The organism is Clostridium sp. UMB9555A (assembly GCF_030222355.1).
Taxonomy (GTDB): Bacteria; Bacillota; Clostridia; order Clostridiales; family Clostridiaceae; genus Sarcina; species Sarcina perfringens.
Window position 1 is genome coordinate 1,096,578 of the sequence record NZ_JASORQ010000001.1, and the last position, 18,845, is coordinate 1,115,422.

18 protein-coding genes are annotated in these 18,845 nt (G+C 29.7%); 17 read left to right on the forward strand and 1 reads right to left on the reverse strand.

Features of this window, described 5'->3' with window-relative positions:
- Window positions 1-155: 155 nt before the first annotated feature.
- The 14 genes from QP548_RS04895 to QP548_RS04960 all read left to right on the forward strand — a co-directional run bounded on the left by QP548_RS04895 (window position 156) and on the right by QP548_RS04960 (window position 16,350).
- Entirely contained in the window at window positions 156-4,385 is a 4,230-nt protein-coding gene (locus tag QP548_RS04895; RefSeq protein WP_061428091.1) for an endo-alpha-N-acetylgalactosaminidase family protein, read from the forward strand.
- Window positions 4,386-4,494: 109 nt separating this feature from the next.
- On the forward strand, window positions 4,495-7,500 hold the full coding sequence (gene nagJ, locus QP548_RS04900) for an O-GlcNAc hydrolase NagJ (protein ID WP_061428089.1): 3,006 nt from the start codon (window positions 4,495-4,497) through the stop codon (window positions 7,498-7,500).
- A gap of 514 nt (window positions 7,501-8,014) precedes the next feature.
- Window positions 8,015-8,707, forward strand: coding sequence for an iron-sulfur cluster assembly scaffold protein (locus QP548_RS04905; protein WP_003477845.1), 693 nt, complete (start codon window positions 8,015-8,017; stop codon window positions 8,705-8,707).
- A 33-nt stretch (window positions 8,708-8,740) separates the two neighbouring features.
- Complete coding sequence (locus QP548_RS04910; RefSeq protein WP_003452142.1) at window positions 8,741-9,742, forward strand: GGGtGRT protein; 1,002 nt, start codon at window positions 8,741-8,743, stop codon at window positions 9,740-9,742.
- Between the two features lie 142 nt (window positions 9,743-9,884).
- The gene (locus QP548_RS04915) at window positions 9,885-10,832 is read left to right on the forward strand and encodes a tyrosine-type recombinase/integrase (protein WP_057231458.1); all 948 of its coding nucleotides are present in this window, start codon (window positions 9,885-9,887) and stop codon (window positions 10,830-10,832) included.
- A 12-nt stretch (window positions 10,833-10,844) separates the two neighbouring features.
- Window positions 10,845-11,027, forward strand: coding sequence for a hypothetical protein (locus QP548_RS04920; protein ID WP_057231456.1), 183 nt, complete (start codon window positions 10,845-10,847; stop codon window positions 11,025-11,027).
- Window positions 11,028-11,702: 675 nt separating this feature from the next.
- Window positions 11,703-12,005 carry a hypothetical protein gene (locus QP548_RS04925; protein ID WP_061428088.1) on the forward strand — a complete coding sequence of 101 codons (303 nt, stop codon included), beginning with the start codon at window positions 11,703-11,705 and terminating at the stop codon, window positions 12,003-12,005.
- Window positions 12,006-12,038: 33 nt separating this feature from the next.
- Window positions 12,039-12,248, forward strand: a complete 210-nt coding sequence (locus QP548_RS04930; protein WP_061428085.1) for a helix-turn-helix transcriptional regulator — start codon at window positions 12,039-12,041, stop codon at window positions 12,246-12,248.
- A 142-nt stretch (window positions 12,249-12,390) separates the two neighbouring features.
- Entirely contained in the window at window positions 12,391-12,552 is a 162-nt protein-coding gene (locus QP548_RS04935; protein WP_164473004.1) for a hypothetical protein, read from the forward strand.
- A gap of 2 nt (window positions 12,553-12,554) precedes the next feature.
- Complete coding sequence (locus QP548_RS04940; protein WP_061428083.1) at window positions 12,555-12,890, forward strand: hypothetical protein; 336 nt, start codon at window positions 12,555-12,557, stop codon at window positions 12,888-12,890.
- Window positions 12,891-12,894: 4 nt separating this feature from the next.
- On the forward strand, window positions 12,895-14,226 hold the full coding sequence (locus QP548_RS04945) for a hypothetical protein (RefSeq protein WP_061428081.1): 1,332 nt from the start codon (window positions 12,895-12,897) through the stop codon (window positions 14,224-14,226).
- A 3-nt stretch (window positions 14,227-14,229) separates the two neighbouring features.
- Window positions 14,230-14,838: a hypothetical protein gene (locus QP548_RS04950; protein ID WP_061428080.1), complete on the forward strand. Its 609-nt coding sequence runs from the start codon at window positions 14,230-14,232 to the stop codon at window positions 14,836-14,838.
- Between the two features lie 314 nt (window positions 14,839-15,152).
- Window positions 15,153-15,686 (forward strand): hypothetical protein, encoded by a 534-nt coding sequence (locus tag QP548_RS04955; RefSeq protein WP_061428078.1) that lies wholly within the window; start codon window positions 15,153-15,155, stop codon window positions 15,684-15,686.
- A 148-nt stretch (window positions 15,687-15,834) separates the two neighbouring features.
- On the forward strand, window positions 15,835-16,350 hold the full coding sequence (locus tag QP548_RS04960; protein WP_057232701.1) for a restriction endonuclease: 516 nt from the start codon (window positions 15,835-15,837) through the stop codon (window positions 16,348-16,350).
- Between the two features lie 92 nt (window positions 16,351-16,442).
- On the opposite strand, the gene QP548_RS04965 is transcribed toward QP548_RS04960, so the two are convergent.
- The gene (locus tag QP548_RS04965) at window positions 16,443-16,595 is read right to left on the reverse strand and encodes a ribbon-helix-helix domain-containing protein (protein ID WP_110002989.1); all 153 of its coding nucleotides are present in this window, start codon (window positions 16,593-16,595) and stop codon (window positions 16,443-16,445) included.
- Between the two features lie 530 nt (window positions 16,596-17,125).
- Here QP548_RS04965 and QP548_RS04970 point away from each other — a divergent pair.
- From QP548_RS04970 to QP548_RS04980, 3 genes are all read left to right on the forward strand, one after another.
- The gene (locus tag QP548_RS04970) at window positions 17,126-17,908 is read left to right on the forward strand and encodes an HNH endonuclease (protein ID WP_061427658.1); all 783 of its coding nucleotides are present in this window, start codon (window positions 17,126-17,128) and stop codon (window positions 17,906-17,908) included.
- Window positions 17,909-17,937: 29 nt separating this feature from the next.
- On the forward strand, window positions 17,938-18,216 hold the full coding sequence (locus QP548_RS04975; RefSeq protein ID WP_061428076.1) for a hypothetical protein: 279 nt from the start codon (window positions 17,938-17,940) through the stop codon (window positions 18,214-18,216).
- 176 nt (window positions 18,217-18,392) lie between these two features.
- Window positions 18,393-18,713: a hypothetical protein gene (locus QP548_RS04980; RefSeq protein ID WP_075808111.1), complete on the forward strand. Its 321-nt coding sequence runs from the start codon at window positions 18,393-18,395 to the stop codon at window positions 18,711-18,713.
- Window positions 18,714-18,845 lie beyond the last annotated feature (132 nt).

Consider the following 18,845-nt stretch of genomic DNA (forward strand, 5'->3'; position numbering starts at 1 on the left):
TACACCTCTTTTTTTAATAACCAATGGTAATATTTGTAAAATTGTTTTAGTATACATATTATGTGAAGGGTAAATTAAAAATTATACTGAGAGAGAAATTTTTTTAGGCTTTTATGAAAAAATAGCTTAATTATTTGAAAAAAAGGGGGAGAATTATGACACGGTATAAATTTATGAAGAAAAATGCTGCTAAATATACAGCTGCCTTATTAACTTCAATTTATGGATTAACTTTAGTATCACCACAGATTGTAAAGGCTGATATTAATAATAAAGAGTTAATTCATGAGGATTCTACTGAAGGAGAAATCATAGATGTAACGGAGCAACTTACAAGGGAGTTAGAGGTTAATGCTAAGGATATTGCAAATCCTGAGATAATTCCAGAAGCTAAGGGAGAATTAAGAGAAATATTAAGCACTGAAATCTTAAAAAGTGATGAATTAGAAATAGTTGTTGATAGAGAATTCCCTAATATAGTTCAATATAAAATGGGGGATAACGTAATTAAGGGAGCAAGTAAATCAAGGGATGAATTTTTAATAAATGGTAGTATTTTCAAACCTACAGTGACTTCAGAAAAAATTTCTGATGATTCTGAGGGAGAATATTACTTATATAGATTAAATTTTGAAGATATAGATGTAGAGATGGCAATATCTCTTAAAATAATTGAAAATACTGTTAAACTTCAGTTTGAAGAAATAAATGAAAATGGAGATTTTAAGGTTGGAAAAATACAAATTCCAAACCATAATCTTGTAAGCATAAATGAAGAGGAAGAAAATCCAGATATTACTGCAGCAAGAGTTCATGGAATATTGAGTTCTGATGATTACTTCTATGATTTAAGAGAAAAAGAAGTTGATCAAAATCCGGTTCATCAGACCATGGCATTTTTAGATAATGGAGGATTAGTTGCATCTTTAGAGAATAATGTACTTGATTATGAGAAACAAGTATATTATCAAACAACTTTAAATGAAGGGGTTAAAGAAGCAGGACTTTGGAATGGCTCATGGACATATAGGGAGCAATTAAATAACTCAGAGGGAGGAGCTTTTAGTGGAGTAACTGAATTACCTTGGTCAAGAATTGTAATTTCAGGAGATAAAAATAATGATGATTCAGTTGACTGGCAAGATGGAGCTATTGCATATAGAGAGCATATGGTTAAACCTTATGGTGATAATGTAGTAAAGGATCATATTTCCCATGTTGCTATGAACTTTGCATCTCAAGCTCAATATCCTTTTGATAGATTAACAGACCAAGTAGCTAAATACTCTAATTATTTAGATGGTTTTGGACAAATGATGCTTATTAAAGGGTATCAATCAGAGGGGCATGATAGTGCTCACCCAGACTATGGTAATAACTTTAATAAAAGAGCTGGTGGAGTAGAAGAATTTAATGAAATGGCTAAGGTTGTTGAAGAAAAATATAATACCTTAGTTGGAGTTCATATAAATACAACAGAAATATATCCAGAGGCTAAGTACTTCCTAGATGAACTTTTAGAACAACCTTATAGAAAGGGATGGAAGTGGCTCGATCAATCATATTATGTTGATAAGAGAGCAGATGTATTAAATGAAACAGAAACAGGATTAAGAGCAAGGCTTAGTGAATTGAAAGAAGCCACATCAGAACTTGACTGGGTTTATGTAGATGTTTATAGAACTAATCCTTGGAATGAATATATGCTTCAAAACTTCTTAATGGAGAATGATTGGTATGTTGCTACTGAGTGGAGTGGACCTATGAGAAAAAATGCTATTTGGACTCACTGGGCTGATTTAACTTATGATAATGGAAATATATCTAATGGTGTTAACTGGGGAGAACAATATAGAGGAACTAGAAGTAAGGTTGTTAGATTCGTAGAAAATGAAATGAAGGATGTATTCCCTAATGATATTTTATTAAAGGGTAATAAAAATAAAGGATTTATGGGATGGGAAGGAGACTGTCCAAGAGAGAAAAATATAGAGTATTCTGTAGAGACATTTTATAATTGGACTTTACCTACAAAATACATGCAACATTTCCCAATAATAAAATGGACTGACAATGAGGTTAAGTTTGAAAATAATTTAGTTAGTACAGTTGAAAATTTAAATAAAGATTCTAATGGAAAAGTATTAGGTGGAGATACTAAGCTTGAGAAGGATGGAAACTTAATATATTCTGGAACAACTTATAGAAATGGAAGTTCAGAAGGAAGTAGAGCTGAGGATGCTGGGGATAAGTTACTATCTAAGAATAATAGAGTATTTATACCTTATAGTGAAAGTGATATAGAAAATCCTGATAAGGTTTATGCTTGGAATGATTTTAAAGAAGAAAGAACATGGCATTTACCAAAGAGTTGGAAAGAAAATGGTACTTCAAAGGTTTATCTTTATGAAACATCAGGAGAAGGTAGAAAATTAATTGAAGAGATTCCAGTTGTAGATGGACAAATAACTTTAAATCTAAATCAAAGTACTCCATATATTATTTATAATGAGAAAGTTGAAGAAACTATTGGCACAACTGATTGGAGTGAAACAAGCATAGTTGGAGATATGGGATTTGATAGTTATACATTTAAAGAAGAAAATTCTTATGGATGGTGGAAAAAGCTTAGTGAAGGTGATGGAAGTAATATAACATTTGAAAGGGAAACAGGAACTTCACAAGCTGATGAAAGTTTTACTAATAATACTGGACAAACCTATTTAAGAATAGAGGGAGAAGCGGCTGGTGGGGTAAGCCAAAATATAACTCTTCAAGGAGGAAAAGATTATTCTGCCTCAGTTTGGGCTGAAATAACTCCAGGTAAAGAAAGAGAAGCAACAATAGAAGTTAAGGTTGTCGATGAAGTATTTAAACAAAGTATAACTTCAACTAACTTTAAAAACTTTACAGTAAATAGTGATAAGCATAATACTTACTTCCAAAGAATCAAGGTTGATTTTACAGTTCCAGAAGGGGTAAGTGATATAGAAGTATCATTAAGGGCTGGAGAAGGAGGTGCAGACTCTTATGTAAGATTCGATAATGTAAGGGTTGTTGAGCACAATAGAAGTGATGAAGAGAAAAATTCTCAAAATGAAAACTATTATTATGAAGATTTTGAAAGTGTAGATGAAGGATGGGGACCTTTTGTTTATGGATATAATGGTTCATGCCAAACTCACCTTTCAGAAAGAAATATAAATGGCTACACTAATGATACTATAAATGGAGATTGGTCATTTAAAACTCAAGAGGGTGGAACAGGATTAGTAGCAAGAACTGTTCCTGGCTTATTAAAATTAGAACCTAATAAAAAATATTCAATAAAGTTAGATTATAAATTCCCAGATAGTGATTTCTATAAAGGAGATAAATATGCTAATTACGATATAGCAGTGAAATCAGATAAGGCTAAGGGTAGCGAAGAGGAAGCTGTTATGAGAGTAAGACTAGACAGATATGAAGTTAATGAGGAAACAGGACAAGGTTTAGGAACTTTTGAATATACCTTTGAAACTGGAAGTCAAGATGATTACTATATTGTCATTGAGAAAGTTGGAAATGGAATATTAGTTTTAGATGACTTAACAATAAATGAGTATGATGGAGAAGTTGATAATCCATTTCCAGAACCACCAAAGCCACCAGTTGATCCACTAGCTATTCCACAGGAAAATATGAGTATTGTTGCTAATGCAGAACAACAAGATGCTGGTGGAGAAGGGCCAGCTAAATATGCTTTAGATGGAAATGAATCTACAATATGGCATACACCATGGGATGGTTCAGGAGATAAGCCATATAATATAACCTTAGATTTAGATAAGGATGGAGATAAGAGTTATGTTATAGATACATTCACTTATTTACCAAGACAAAGTGGAGCAAATGGTAGAATAACTCAGTATGAACTTCAAATAAGTATGGATGGAGAAAACTTCACAACTGTTAGCACTGGAAATTGGGAAAATGATGAAGAGCTTAAAACAGTTAAATTTGATGCTGTAGAAGCAACTCATGTAAGACTTGTTGCTTTGAAGGGCGTTGGAGAATTTGCTTCAGCAGCTGAGCTTAATGTTAAGCAAAAAGAATTACCAGTTGAACCAGAAATAATTATAAATCCAGTAAGAGATTTTAAAGCATCAGAAATAAATAAAAAGAATGTAACTGTAACTTGGGCAGAACCAGAAACAACAGAAGGTTTAGAAGAATATATTCTTTATAAAGATGGTAAGAAGGTAGCTGAAATAGGGAAGGAAGAAACTTCTTATACGTTTAAAAAGCTAAATAGACATACAATCTATAATTTTAAGATTGCAGCTAAATATTCAAATGGTGAAATTTCAAGCAAAGAAACCTTAACTTTAAGAACAAAAAGGTAATAATAAAAATTGGAAGGGAAAAATTATCCTTCCAATTTTTTTAACTATTTACATTGTTTGTAAACGATATTATAATTATAATGTAAATATTTTGAAATAGGAGGGGACTATGAAAAGAAAAATGCTTAAGAGACTTTTAACTTCAGCTTTTGCTTGTATGTTTATTGCAAATGGATTAATAACTACTACTGTAAGAGCTGTAGGACCTAAAACTGGGGAGGAAAACCAGGTTTTAGTTCCAAATTTAAATCCAACACCAGAAAATTTGGAGGTTGTAGGAGACGGATTTAAGATAACTTCTTCTATAAATTTAGTTGGTGAAGAAGAGGCAGATGAGAATGCAGTAAATGCTTTAAGGGAATTCTTAACTGCAAACAACATAGAAATAAATAGTGAAAATGATCCAAATTCAACTACTCTTATAATAGGTGAGATTGATGATGATATCCCTGAGCTAGATGAAGCTTTAAATGGAACTACAGCAGAAGGATTAAAAGAAGAGGGGTATGCTTTAGTTTCAAATGATGGAAAAATAGCTATTGAAGGTAAAGATGGAGATGGAACTTTCTATGGAGTTCAAACATTTAAACAATTAGTTAAGGAATCTAATATACCAGAAGTAAATATAACTGATTATCCAACAGTTAGTGCTAGAGGTATTGTAGAAGGTTTTTATGGAACTCCTTGGACACATCAAGATAGATTAGATCAAATTAAATTTTATGGTGAAAATAAATTGAACACATATATTTATGCTCCTAAAGATGATCCATATCACAGAGAAAAATGGAGAGAGCCATATCCAGAAAGTGAAATGCAAAGAATGCAAGAACTTATAGATGCTTCTGCTGAAAATAAAGTTGATTTTGTTTTCGGTATTTCTCCGGGAATAGATATAAGATTTGATGGAGATGCAGGAGAAGAAGATTTTAATCATTTAATAACAAAGGCAGAATCTTTATATGACATGGGTGTAAGAAGTTTTGCAATTTATTGGGATGACATTCAAGATAAGAGTGCAGCTAAACACGCTCAAGTTTTAAATAGATTTAACGAGGAGTTTGTAAAGGTTAAGGGAGATGTAAAACCATTAATAACAGTTCCAACAGAATATGATACTGGAGCTATGGTAAGTAATGGACAACCAAGAGATTATACTAGAATTTTTGCAGAAACTGTTGATCCTAGTATAGAAGTTATGTGGACTGGCCCTGGAGTTGTTACAAATGAAATTCCTTTAAGTGATGCACAACTTATAAGTGGAATATATAATAGAAATATGGCTGTATGGTGGAATTATCCAGTAACAGATTATTTTAAAGGTAAACTTGCCTTAGGACCAATGCATGGGTTAGATAAAGGATTAAATCAATATGTAGATTTCTTTACTGTAAACCCTATGGAACATGCTGAACTTTCAAAAATATCAATACACACAGCTGCAGATTATAGCTGGAATATGGATAACTATGATTATGATAAGGCTTGGAATAGAGCGATTGATATGCTTTATGGTAATTTAGCAGAAGATATGAAGGTATTTGCAAACCATTCAACAAGAATGGACAATAAAACTTGGGCTAAATCAGGAAGAGAAGATGCTCCAGAACTTAGAGCAAAAATGGATGAGTTATGGAATAAGTTATCTTCTAAAGAAGATGCAAGTGCTCTTATAGAAGAGTTATATGGAGAGTTTGCAAGAATGGAAGAAGCTTGTAATAATCTAAAGGCAAATTTACCTGAAGTTGCTTTAGAAGAATGCTCAGCACAACTTGATGAGCTTATTACTTTAGCTCAAGGGGATAAGGCTTCATTAGATATGATTGTAGCTCAATTAAATGAAGATACAGAGGCTTATGAAAGTGCTAAAGAAATTGCACAAAATAAATTAAATACAGCCTTAAGTAGCTTTGCAGTTATATCTGAAAAGGTTGCTCAATCATTTATACAAGAAGCTTTAAGTTTTGATTTAACATTAATAAATCCAAGAACAGTAAAGATAACAGCTTCATCAGAAGAGACTTCAGGGGAAAATGCACCAGCTTCCTTTGCTTCAGATGGTGATATGAATACTTTCTGGCATAGTAAATGGTCATCACCTGCTCATGAAGGTCCGCATCATTTAACTTTAGAATTAGATAATGTATATGAAATAAATAAAGTTAAATATGCCCCAAGACAAGATAGTAAAAATGGAAGAATAACAGGGTATAAAGTATCTGTTAGTTTAGATGGAGAAAACTTTACAGAAGTTAAAACTGGAACTTTAGAAGATAATGCAGCTATTAAATTTATAGAATTTGATAGTGTTGATGCTAAATATGTAAGATTAGATGTTACAGATAGCGTTTCAGATCAAGCAAATGGTAGAGGAAAATTTGCTACTGCTGCAGAGGTTAATGTTCATGGAAAGTTAAAAGAAGCTGCTGAGGTAACAGGAAGTGTATCTCTTGAAGTCTTAGAGGAAGTTCAAGTTGGAGAAAACTTAGAAGTTGGAGTAGGTATAGACGAATTAGTAAATGCAGAAGCTTTTGCTTATGATTTTACACTAAATTATGATGAAAATGCCTTTGAATATGTAGAAGCAATTTCTGATGATGGAGTATTTGTAAATGCTAAGAAAATAGAAGATGGAAAGGTTAGAGTACTTGTAAGTTCTTTAACTGGAGAACCATTGCCAGCTAAAGAAGTTTTAGCTAAGGTTGTCCTAAGAGCAGAAGCTAAAGCAGAAGGAAGCAATTTAAGTGTAACCAATTCATCAGTTGGAGATGGAGAAGGATTAGTTCATGAGATTACAGGAACTGAAAAAACAGTTAATATAATAGAAGGAACTAGTCCAGAAATTGTTGTAAATCCAGTAAGAGATTTTAAAGCATCAGAAATAAATAAAAAGAATGTAACTGTAACTTGGACAGAACCAGAAACAACAGAAGGCTTAGAAGGATATATTCTTTATAAGGATGGTAAAAAGGTAGCTGAAATAGGCAAGGATGAAACTTCTTATACATTTAAAAAGTTAAATAGACATACAATCTATAACTTTAAGATTGCAGCTAAATATTCAAATGGGGAAGTTTCAAGTAAAGAAAGCCTAACTTTAAGAACTGCAAGATAGTAATACAAATAATAATATAAGGTGCACCTCAAAATGAGGTGCACTTTATTAAATTACATAGAATATAATATTAGATTTATCTTGTTAAATAGAAATAGTATAAAAGACTGAAAAAAATATATTTAGTGGGATATTTTTTGTAAAAAGAAATATTTTTTATAAAGAGATAAATTTTAAATTAGTAAAATGTGATATGAAGCACATTTTATGAATTTAAAAATTATTAGATTTTAAAATATTTATTGAAAAGGATTAATAGGTAAAAATATAATTTGTTTTCAATAATTTGGGAAAAAATATGAGAATTATTCTCAAATGTTGTAATAAAATAAAAAAATATTGAGTTTTTTTAGAAAAATTTTTAGAAATATATTGTTACATCGCCATTGTTTTGTTAAAATAGACGTGAGGGTAATTAAATATCCCATAGGGACGAAAAAAGTCCCAAGTTGTTAAGAGGAATAGATATAGTAAATTTTTACTATAAGTTATTTTTTAGGGAGGAGAAATGAATATGATGTATTCAAGCGAAGTTCAAGAAATGTGTGTAATTGCTAAAGGTCCAAACCACGGTCCAGCACCAATCCCTGTAGAAGGTAGATGGGTTCAATCAAGAGAAATAAAAGATGTTTCAGGTTTAACTCATGGAGTTGGCTGGTGTGCACCACAACAAGGAGCATGTAAATTAACTTTAAACGTTAAAGATGGTATCATAGAAGAAGCTTTAATAGAAACTATAGGATGTTCAGGTATGACTCACTCAGCTGCTATGGCTTCAGAAATATTACCAGGAAAAACTATATTAGAGGCTTTAAACACAGACTTAGTTTGTGATGCTATAAATACTGCAATGAGAGAATTATTCCTTCAAATAGTTTATGGTAGAAGCCAAACTGCTTTCTCAGAAGGTGGACTACCAATAGGAGCAGGTCTTGAGGACTTAGGAAAAGGATTAAGATCACAAGTAGGTACTATGTACGGAACTTTAGCTAAAGGACCAAGATACCTTGAAATGGCTGAAGGATATGTAACAAAAGTAGCTTTAGATGCAGATGATCAAATCATAGGATACAGATTCGTTCACTTAGGTAGAATGATGGAAATGGTAGCTAAAGGAATGAGCGCTAACGAAGCAATGGAAAAAGCTACTGGTCAATACGGAAGATTTGACGAAGCTGTTAGAACTATAGATCCAAGACACGAATAATCTATATATTCATTATTGAAGGAGGATAATAAAATGGCATTATTTGAAAGTTATGAAAGAAGAATTAACCAAATACAACCTGTATTAGAAAAGTACGGAATGGAAACAATAGAAGATGCTAAAGTAGTTTGCGAAAATTTAGGAATCGATCCTTATACAATCGTTAAAGAAACTCAACCAATAGCATTCGAAAATGCTGGATGGGCTTATACTTTAGGTGCTGCTATAGCAATCAAGAAAGGATGTAAAACTGCTGCTGATGCTGCTGAAGCTATCGGAGAAGGATTACAAGCTTTCTGTATTCCAGGATCTGTTGCTGATGACAGAAAAGTTGGATTAGGACACGGAAACTTAGGAGCTATGCTTTTAAGAGATGAAACTAAATGTTTCGCATTCTTAGCAGGACACGAATCATTCGCTGCTGCTGAAGGTGCTATCAAAATAGCTGAAAAAGCTAACAAAGTTAGAAAAGAGCCTTTAAGAGTTATATTAAACGGTCTTGGAAAAGATGCTGCATTCATAATTTCAAGAATCAACGGATTTACATATGTTGAAACTAAATTTGACTATGTAACTGGTAAATTAAACATCGTTAAAGAAACTCCATACTCAAATGGTCCAAGAGCTAAAGTTAAATGCTACGGTTCAGACGACGTTAGAGAAGGTGTTGCTATAATGCATCATGAGGGAGTTGATGTATCAATCACTGGTAACTCAACTAACCCAACAAGATTCCAACATCCAGTTGCTGGAACATACAAAAAAGAATGTGTTGAACAAGGTAAGAAATACTTCTCAGTAGCATCAGGTGGTGGTACAGGAAGAACTCTTCACCCAGATAACATGGCTGCTGGTCCAGCTTCATACGGTATGACTGATACTATGGGAAGAATGCACTCAGATGCACAATTCGCAGGATCATCATCAGTTCCAGCTCACGTTGAAATGATGGGTCTTATCGGTATGGGTAACAACCCAATGGTAGGAGCTACTGTTGCAGTTGCTGTTGCTGTAGAAGAAGGAATGAACAAATAATAGATATATCAACGCTTAGCGAAGATTTAAGTCTATTTTAAAGTTTTAATAAATATCTAAAATTAATAAGTATTCGTTATATAAAAAATATATATGACGGGTACTTATTTTTTTGTGCCTAAAATCTAAGAAAGGAACAAAAATGAGAAAGAAAATATCTTGTCAAACAGAAAATCTTATAACATTTAAAGAAGGTGTAGAAGAATATTTAATTGATTGTAAACAAAGAAATTTAAGAAAAGATACTTTAAGGCATTATAGAGAAAGTTATAAATCTATTACAAGAGTTATAGATGAAAATATTTATATAAAAGACTTAAATATAGATAGTGTAGGTGAGTTTGTTGTTAAATGTAAAGAAAAATTCAATATTAATGACCAAACATTACATACTTATACAAGAGATTTAAAGACTTGGATGTATTATTGGATGCGACAAAAGTATATTCCAACTTTTAAAATAACATTGCCTAAAGTAGATAAGAAAAATATTGAACCATATACAGATGAAGAATTAAAAAAGTTATTAAAAAAACCTGATCTTAAAACCTGTAGATTTGGTGAATATAGAAATTGGGTTTTAGTAAATTTTATTTTATCAACGGGTCTAAGATTAAATAGTTTTGTAAATATAAAAGTAAAAGATATTGATTTTGACAATGAAGTTGTATTTGTAAATATGACTAAGAATAGAAAACCTTTGATAATACCACTTAATAATATAATTATCAAAATTTTAAAAGAGTATTTAAGAATAAGGAAACCAGACAAAGAAGATGATTATTTATTTTGTAATGATTATGGAATACAACTTTCTAAATGTACTATTAATGCAAGTTTATCTAACTATAATAAAAAGCGTGGAATAAATAAAACTGGAATACATCGTTATAGACATACATTTGCAAAGAAATGGATTATGAATGGTGGTAATGTTGTTACACTACAAAAGATATTAGGACATAGTAACTTACAAATTACTGAGAACTATATAAATTTATTAGTGCAAGATTTGAAAATTGAAATGGATAAATATAATCCACTTGAACAATTTACAAGTAGTTACATTAATTTAAGAAAACATAGGTAAGGCGGAAACATTATGAAAGTATTATATTTAACAGATAGAGTAAAAGTTCTTAATATAGAAATAGAAAGTAGATTTGATGAAGTATGGATTACAAAGAAAGGTGAGCTAATATGTTCTTTTAAGCCATCAGAAGCTTACCTAAAGTGCATAAAGGTTCGTGATGATATTAAGGAATATGTAATTAAAGATAGATAAAAAAAGAGTAGATACTGACAATACCTACTCTCAAAAACTAAATATAGTTTTATAAAACTTTGCATATCCTCACAAACAAAAGGATATACCAACACTTTAATAGTATTATCTCAAAAAAAGTGAGGATATGCAAGCTTTATTTCCTATACCCTAAATTAAGTATAGGTTGAGTTGTTATACACTATGCAACTATAAATAATATAGTAGGTTAGTTAAGCCGATGTATAAAATTAACAGTATATTATACTAGCTATATATTACCCTTATTGGTATAGCTAGAACAATGGTTATAATATACGCTTAGGTGTGTGTCTACCAATATCCATAAAACAAAAGGCACGGTGGTAGTTTGGCACTCTAAAGAGTGGGGAAACTGTATCAGATGTTATAGGACAAGCTTTATAACGCTAGATGATACTTAACTAATAAGGGCAACTGAAACGACAGCGAAAAAGAGGATTTATAGTTGAGAGTTCCTTATGCACTTCATAATTTTTTTATGTTGTGTATAGGGAATAACTCTGCCTTCACTCAGCTCCCCTAAGGATTTATAAGCCTTTGGCACTTAAAAGTCAATAATTTTAATAGAGAATTGTAATAAATTTATTAATAAAATAAATTTAGAGATGTAAAATATTACCTTATAGTGTAAAATAATTATAGGGGTGATAATTTATGAGAAAGAAAGATGAAAATTTATTATTGATAAATTATGATATTGTTCAAAATAATTATTGTTGGATGTTTAGTAAATTTAATAAGATAGAAGAGCTTATTAACAAATTGAGTAGTATGGATACATTTGATAAATCAGTCTTAGATGAAGCTCAAGAATCTATTATAGAGCTAATTAAATTTAAAGAAGAATTTCTTATTAGCAAACTAGAAGGATCTTTAAAATCTGAAGTTATTAAAAAAAGACAAATACTAATATCAGATTTTAATTATGAAGAAGGAATAAGGGAAATTATGAAATAATATTAAGTATTTCTTAAGGAGCAAGTATTTCTTATGGGAATAAAAAATCGACTTAGAGAAATAAGAATGAGAGAGTTTCTAATGGATACTGGAGATTTTGCCAGAAAGCTAAGAGTTAATTTAAAGACTTATTCTAATTGGGAAAAGAATAGAAGTAAACCACCTTTAGAGGAAGCTTTAAGAATAGCAAAAGAATTAGATAGAAAAGTAGAAGATATATGGAGTTTAAAGGATATAGAGTAAAATCTATATCCTTTATTTTTTTTCTTTTATATTAAAAAATAAGAAAAATCTTAGAAAATAAGAAACATTTACCTAGTAAGTACATAGTATAAAGTATAGAGTGTACAATACACAATACAATGTACAAGTTTAGGAGGATAAAATGTTAGATATTATTTATAACTCATGTGAAACATTAGGATCAATTTTTGGATTTGGAGCATTAGAAGGATTTATAATTTATGCAGGTATAGTTTCTTATGGTGTTTTAAAGGCTACAGGAAGCAATAAAGAAAATAAAATAGTAATGGCTAGGGGTAAGTAGAAATGTTAGGAGAAGTTGTTTTAACAGTAATAGCGACTATTTCTGCTTGGTGTATAGCTAATAAAATTATAAATAAAAAGACAAGCTTTGAAACCTATGTAAGAAAGAGATTTTTAAAGACCATAGAAGAAATGCCACAGCAACAATTAAATAATAGTAATATAACTTTTGGATTAGAAGATATAGAAAAAACTGAAGTTGGATTTGATGCAAGATTGGTGATTCCGATTGGTCTGTCTGAAGATAACTTTATTAAAATAATTCCTTATTTAGAAAATGCTTTTTCATCAGATATAGAGTATAAAGCTTATAAAGTTAAATTCTTAAAAAGGAGTTGATTTTATGTTACTTGAAGCTATGTTATCTGCTGCCTTTGGTGGGGCATTATATGGGTATATGCAAAGTAAAGAGAAAAAGAATGAGAAAATAAAGTTAGAAAAAGATAAAATAGAGCAATTGGAAAATATAAAGACATGGAAAAAGTGTTTAGAGTTTGCAGATGTAAAAGGTATTAGAAATAAAATAAACGATACTTTTACTCTGGAAGACTATAAGAAAACTGAATATGGATTTTTAGCTAAAACAAAAGCACCACTCGGATGTGATTGGATGGCTCTGAGAAGCATTGAATCTGCTTTAGAAACTGCATTTAAGGGAACGGTCGAAATAAAAAAAGAAAAGTATAGCGATGATATAAATGTAGAAATAATAACTAGAAAGCCTGAGTTTGAATTTAAACCAGTTAAATTAACTTGTGATGAATGGCTATGCGGATTTAAGGCGAATACTAACTCTTTTAGTATTTCGTTACATGAGAATCCACATGTGTGCTACAGTGGTAAAACTGGATCAGGTAAGACTTTTGCAGAGTTTATAAGTTTTACTAATCTATTATATAACTACAAGAATGATTTTGATGTTTATATAACTCAACTTGTAAACGGTGAGACTAAGATTTTTAGCAAGTGTAAGCCTTGCAAAATGACAGCAAGTACTTTAGCAGAAGCATTAGTAATATTAGAAAAGATAAGCCAAATAGCAGATGAGAGAGAAAAAGAGATAAGTAGGTACGGGTATATTTCGGTTAAACATTGGAATGAAGATAATCCAAATAAAAAATATAAAAGAATATTTTTACTCATGGATGAGTTTTCATTTTTTAAGGTAGAAGAAGGAGATACAGTCGAAGAAAAAGAGTTAAAAAATAAATGTGAAAGCTACTTGAAAAGAATTGCTAAAGCAGGTCGTGCTATGAGTATAAGTATAGTATGTGTGGTTCAGAAAATGACAGCAGAAAGTATAAACACTACAATAAGAAGTCAAATGTGTATGGTTTCACTAAGACAATTTTCAGGACAAGATAGTAAGATTACAATCGGAACAACCGAAGCATCACGATTAGATGATTGTGAAGCCATAATAAAAGGTAGTGGAATTTATGAAAAAGTATTTATTCCAATAATAAAATCTAAGCAACCACAAATTGAACTACAAAAATATGATAAGAATATAATTGTTCCACGTAAGGGAGTATTAATAGAAGATGTAATTGAGAAGAAAGAAGAAAAGATAAAGTGCTTAATAAACACATCAGATGATACTATAGAGAATAATGTAGTTGATATTAAAACAACTAAGAAAAAGCCTAAAAGAAGAAACATTAAGGGGGCATAAATTATGCTTAAAGAAAGAGATTACAATGTTCTTAAATTTATAGAGAAATATAATGCTATTAGTTTAAAAAATGCTTGTAGTATATTTTTTAATGGCGAATATAAAAATGAAGACTATAGATATCGTGTAGCAGCAAGAAGAATGCAGACACTAGAGAAAAAAGGGATATTGCAAAGCTATCGTAACTCTTATACAGATGAAAAGATATATTATACAAATAAAAAATTAAGTCCTCACAATTTATTTATACAGGATTTTTGGAGAAAGCTACTTGAAATGGGATTTGAAGTTTTAGAGTTTAATACTAATGTTAGTTTGATGAAAGGGCAACTTAAACCAGATGCTATTGTTTTGGCAAAGTATGATGATATATTAGTAAATTATATACTTGAAGTTGACTTCAACCATTATACAGACAAAAGTAAGATAGTAAGATATGAGATGTTCTATAAAAGTGATGAGTTGACGGAGCTATGTGACACTCGAAAACCATGTTTAATTATAACTAGACCAACTCATTCAAAAGACCTAAGATACAGTTCTAACTTGTTTGATATAGTTTATACAGACTTAAAATACACCAACTTAGAAAGATTTTTATTTGAAGATTAGCTTGTACAGTATATTGTAGATTAATATATAGAAACATCTGTCTATCCTATGTGCATGTTAAGTCCTATAAATCACGCAATAAAGCCAAAAGGGTTGTATATAGTAATAACAAATTACTATGAAAAGATTAAAAAACATATTAAGCCCCCTTTTGGTGATACATATATATTAATATTATTTATATGTCCTTGTAGATTTATCACCTATAAGGTTAAAAAACATACAGAAAAAATATTTTACAAACCAAAAGACAAAACGGTTTCCACCGTAAATAAATAGGGAAAAACCTATAACCAAAAAAGGAGTGACTTAATATGTTCTTATCAACAAAAGTACACAAAATTGCCGACTATCTAAGTCTTATATTATTATTAGGATTAAGTATAATCACTATAATCTATTTGCAAGACTTAGGTATAGTAGGCAAACTTTTAACTTTGGTCTTAATGTCTGGAGCAATCAGAATATCATACTTTTGGTTTCTGCAAAAATTAAAAGTATGGCTAAAGCCTAATGCAAAAAAGGCTAAAGAGCAAATTAAAACCAGAGCTAAAATAGAGTCTACACAAACTTTGGATTTGCAGCAACAATATTTAACAGATTTGAAGTTACAGGCTTCTCAGTTATTTAAAGTTGCTATGCAAAATCAAAAATTAAATAGAGCTGAGATTATCAGTATTAAAGACTACCTAAAAAATAATATTAATGATCCAACTCTAATAAATAAAAAATATATCAATGAAGCACATTTTATTTATTCCTACTTAAAAAGTCAATATATAAATGAGGAAACACTAAATTGTGTAATAAAAAATATATTTATCTTTGCAAATAGGAAATCTGCTTAATTATCAATTCTATATCTTTATATTTATATTTCCCCTCAGGGTTAATTAATTATTAATTTAATTTTTTAACTCTCTTTTTTTGCATAAAACTAATTGTAGCTGGAGATAATAAAATAAAATTATTTTTATAGAATTGGAGAAGATAAAAATGAGAGAATTAATATTGCTTTTAATTTTTACTATAATTTTCTATATAATTTATTTTGGGATAGGTTATTTAAAAAATAAAATCACATATAAAGATAGAAAAGCTAGAAAAGAACAGCATGATTTAATGTTAGAAGAAACAGATTTGGATGATCTTGATGATAGAGATTTTGAGATATTTTGTGCAGAAGTATTTAAGAAGCAAGGTTTTAAGGTTTTTTTAACTCAAGAAACAGGTGATTATGGAAGAGATCTAATAATAAATGATAACATATATGTAGAATGTAAAAAGTTTGATGAAAACAATTCAGTTGGAAGACCAATACTACAGAAGTTGCTCGGAGCTATGGATATGTTTAATATTGAAAAAGGGATTGTAATAACTACGGGTAAATATAGCAATACTGCGAAAGAAGCTGCCAAAATGAGTGGAAAATTAATTTTATGGGATAGTAAAGATTTATTTAAGTTTTTAATGGCAGATAAGAAAAAGGCACAAAAGATGATATATAGATAAAATAAGAAATATTATATTTAAAGCTAAGAATTGTTTTTTAGCTTTATTTTTTTGCAAAAAAATAAGGACTAGATTTAACTAATCCTTAAACTTTATTCTTCAAGTTTATCTAGATGTTCTCTTATTACTTTGTACATATAGTTACTTACGGATCTAGCATCTTCTTTAGCTAATTTTTCTATATCTTCATATTCTTTTTTACTAAGTTTAACACTTATTCTTTTGTTATCTTCTTTTACAGCCATTACTAAACACCTCAACTTTCTAAATTTATTATATAATATGTTCTAAAAAAAATAAAGTGATTCACTAATTAAAAATATTTAAATTATTTCGTAAAAATAATTGACAAAGTGATTCACTTTTGATAATATATATTTGTAAGGTAAATAAAAACAAATTTGCGAATTAAAGTTAAGTAATCTTACAAAAATAAGGAGAGAGCAATTAGGAATGTATGGTATATATTAGCGGTTGGTTATACCATACAAAAAAGTAGAGAATAATTAGTTAGAAATGCATAAGTACTGTGAATGAAAAATTAGTGTGACACAGTTGTGGTTAAGGTGTGCCACACTATATGGGAAGGAAACTCCCCCGATAAAACCTTCCCTTTATTATAAGAATGCCTTAAACAGATCGGTTACTAAAGAAAGATGTTAAAAAATATAGAATAAAATACATCTTTTATGAGTTACTAAAGTTTAGAAAGTAAAGAAGTAAATAAGTATAAAATTAAAAAATTAAAATGAGTATAAAAGGGAGAGAGTAAAAAATGAGAGGGAATTTAGTTTATAACAATATAGATTTAAATACAGAAAATAAAAAGGAATTAAGTTTAGAAAAGATAGCTTTTAAGAAGTATAGAAATAACGTGTGCCAATTTTGTGGGAAGACAATTAAAAAATGGACAGATAAAACTATAGATCATGCAATGCCAATAAGTCGTGGTGGATTGGATTGTCCTTCAAACTGGAGAATATCTTGTAAAGAGTGTAATCAAACTAAATCCAAAATGACGGAGTTGGAATATAAAAAGTTTATAAAAGAGACTGCTAACTTAAAAAAGATAGCAAAAAATAATATAAAAAATATAGTTCTAAAAATGTTAGATGAAAAAGGTGAGATAAATTGGGAAGAAGCCAAAAACATGACAATAAACAACTTAGTTGAAAGATTTGAAATTATAGAAGAGCAATTAAATAAAGAGTTAGATGGCAGAGTCAAAAAAGAAGATGCTTTTAGCCTAGATGATAAAATAATGTGCTGTATGTATGATACAAGTAAAATTGTTGTATCAAAAACTATAGCCAATAATATTAAGCAACTGAACAAGAATAATAAGAAGATAAAGGATATTTTAAATGAATATTACGAAGGTGATATTGGGATTATAAAAACTTATAAAGGTATATTATTACCTACTGGATTCCAATTATATTACGCCTATAATAATGTACTAAATCTTAAAAAAGTTAAAATTATGAATGTTTTAACTGAAGATATATTAACAAAGAGCGAAAAGAGTTTTTTAAGACATGATGGAATGATTGAATAAAAAAATATAAATGAAATGAGGGTATTATTATGAGATTATGGAAATTTGAAAATACAGATGCAGTTAAGGAAAATATGAGAAATGAGAAGGTGTTAAGTCAATTAGCTACAAATTTAAAAGTATTTATAGATAATAAGATAGCTTTAGTTAAGATAATAGAGAGAGCTTATGGCTTAGAAAGTGGACAAATAACTTTAAGAGAGATAGAAATCCTTCAAGAACAATTAAAAGAGAAGGGGATTGATAGATTTATAAAACAATTTAAACAGTTTGGGAATTTTGGGTACACCCCATACATACTAGGATAAAATAATAGAATTAAAAAACTATATAGAGAAAAGTTATATCAATTTATAATAGTTAATGTTAAATAAACGACTTGTGAATTTTTAGTTAATCTGTGCCGAACAGAATATAATATTCTGATTAAATTTTAAAAATATGATAGAATGAATTTACTAAAAATGTAAGAGGGGTTAAGGGTATGAAATTTGGAGTTAGAACACCTAACTTAAAAAAGAGTTTTAAAGCACGGACAACTGGTAGGGCTAAAAGAGCAATTAAGAGAAGTATAAATCCTGTGTATGGTAAAAAGGGAATGGGTTGGATAAATAATCCTAAGAAAGCAGCTTACAATAAGGTTTATAATAAAACAACTGTAGGAGCTAGTGTAGGAGATTTTCAAAAAGGAACTGGAGTTTATAATGGTAATGTATTTAAGTATATAATACTATTCTTTACATTTCCAATATGGCTTCCATTTTATATATTCTATTTACCATTTAAAATTTTAAAAACTAAATAACATGCATAGGCGTAGGTATTGTACCTTCAGCCTATTTTTTATACAAAAAAATAAATATATGGAGTGGGCTTCTACCGTCGCTACCACTCCTTTATGGTGAGAAACAGTCAATAACCGAATTAAGTAGTAAAA

Excerpts from the sequence above, each read along its gene's own strand:
- QP548_RS04905 (WP_003477845.1), top strand. The coding sequence starts at position 8,015 with ATGATGTATTCAAGCGAAGTTCAAGAAATGTGTGTAATTGCTAAAGGT.
- QP548_RS04975 (WP_061428076.1), top strand. The coding sequence starts at position 17,938 with ATGAGATTATGGAAATTTGAAAATACAGATGCAGTTAAGGAAAATATG.
- QP548_RS04970 (WP_061427658.1), top strand. The coding sequence starts at position 17,126 with ATGAGAGGGAATTTAGTTTATAACAATATAGATTTAAATACAGAAAAT.
- QP548_RS04965 (WP_110002989.1), bottom strand. The coding sequence starts at position 16,595 with ATGGCTGTAAAAGAAGATAACAAAAGAATAAGTGTTAAACTTAGTAAA.
- QP548_RS04915 (WP_057231458.1), top strand. The coding sequence starts at position 9,885 with ATGAGAAAGAAAATATCTTGTCAAACAGAAAATCTTATAACATTTAAA.
- QP548_RS04940 (WP_061428083.1), top strand. The coding sequence starts at position 12,555 with ATGTTAGGAGAAGTTGTTTTAACAGTAATAGCGACTATTTCTGCTTGG.
- QP548_RS04945 (WP_061428081.1), top strand. The coding sequence starts at position 12,895 with ATGTTACTTGAAGCTATGTTATCTGCTGCCTTTGGTGGGGCATTATAT.
- QP548_RS04920 (WP_057231456.1), top strand. The coding sequence starts at position 10,845 with ATGAAAGTATTATATTTAACAGATAGAGTAAAAGTTCTTAATATAGAA.
- QP548_RS04910 (WP_003452142.1), top strand. The coding sequence starts at position 8,741 with ATGGCATTATTTGAAAGTTATGAAAGAAGAATTAACCAAATACAACCT.
- QP548_RS04925 (WP_061428088.1), top strand. The coding sequence starts at position 11,703 with ATGAGAAAGAAAGATGAAAATTTATTATTGATAAATTATGATATTGTT.
- QP548_RS04930 (WP_061428085.1), top strand. The coding sequence starts at position 12,039 with ATGGGAATAAAAAATCGACTTAGAGAAATAAGAATGAGAGAGTTTCTA.
- nagJ (WP_061428089.1), top strand. The coding sequence starts at position 4,495 with ATGAAAAGAAAAATGCTTAAGAGACTTTTAACTTCAGCTTTTGCTTGT.
- QP548_RS04960 (WP_057232701.1), top strand. The coding sequence starts at position 15,835 with ATGAGAGAATTAATATTGCTTTTAATTTTTACTATAATTTTCTATATA.
- QP548_RS04980 (WP_075808111.1), top strand. The coding sequence starts at position 18,393 with ATGAAATTTGGAGTTAGAACACCTAACTTAAAAAAGAGTTTTAAAGCA.
- QP548_RS04895 (WP_061428091.1), top strand. The coding sequence starts at position 156 with ATGACACGGTATAAATTTATGAAGAAAAATGCTGCTAAATATACAGCT.
- QP548_RS04935 (WP_164473004.1), top strand. The coding sequence starts at position 12,391 with ATGTTAGATATTATTTATAACTCATGTGAAACATTAGGATCAATTTTT.
- QP548_RS04950 (WP_061428080.1), top strand. The coding sequence starts at position 14,230 with ATGCTTAAAGAAAGAGATTACAATGTTCTTAAATTTATAGAGAAATAT.
- QP548_RS04955 (WP_061428078.1), top strand. The coding sequence starts at position 15,153 with ATGTTCTTATCAACAAAAGTACACAAAATTGCCGACTATCTAAGTCTT.